A 912-nucleotide genomic window follows, 5' to 3' on the forward strand; every position below is an offset into this window, starting at 1 on the left:
GGATCGTTTACCGGAGAATGAGAGTAATAATCTGACGCATACCAGTCATTGGTCCATTCTGAGCCACTAAGTCCCATATCATACAGACCCAGGGGGTTTGGCGGGAACTTCCCTATTGGATAAAAAGGAAGCCCAATACCATCAGTATAACTATCCAGTTCGTCCTGGTTCGGGAAATTTTTCCCGGGTAAAAGCTCACCATTGTTGGTAGCAAACGGAAGATACTGCCCTCTGGATCTTGCTGCATACTCCCATTGCGCCTCTGTCGGCAAATCAATTTTTTTACCGGACTCCTTACCTAACCACTGACAATAGTATTTTGCCTGTTGCCAGGTCACATTTGCTGAATAATCATCGGATAATAAAGATGGATGATTTTTCATAAATGGACCTACCGGCAGTGCTCTTTTATTAGTAAGTTTTGAATATTCTTTATAATTCTTATTGGTAACCTTAAATTTTGATATTAAAAAATCACTTAACACAACCTTATGTAATACCTTATCATCCTGGTTTATGCTGAAAGGCAGTTTTTCACCGACTAATGGGCCAAAATCCCCCATTAAAAACTCGCCGCCCTGAACGGGAACCATGTTAGAGAGCGACTTAGCAACAAGCGCTTCAGACAAGGTTTCACGCTTGTCAGTACTCTTCTGGTCGCACCCGAGCAGTAAACTGGCGGCAACAGAAGCAACTACGATTAATTTTCTCATCTTATCACCTAAGCCTTTGCATCAGGCAGTCATTGTCCCCGTCGGGTGCAGCTCATCAATCATGGCAAGATATTCTGACATCAGGAAATCCGGGATAGATTAAATATCCTATCCGGTTCAGCCGAATATTCGTTGAGCATTCTGACTCGGTTAAAATAAGAGATGGCATCACACATTATTTATTAACGACACAACGAAA

The 912-nt window shown here is 42.2% G+C and carries 1 protein-coding gene; it reads right to left on the bottom strand.

The window, feature by feature from the left end:
* A partial coding sequence (locus HMPREF3142_RS17365) for a formylglycine-generating enzyme family protein (protein ID WP_228706479.1) occupies window positions 1-713 on the bottom strand: 713 nt, incomplete at its 3' end.
* Window positions 714-912 lie beyond the last annotated feature (199 nt).

The organism is Klebsiella sp. HMSC16C06, assembly GCF_001808325.1.
Lineage (GTDB): Bacteria > Pseudomonadota > Gammaproteobacteria > Enterobacterales > Enterobacteriaceae > Klebsiella > Klebsiella variicola.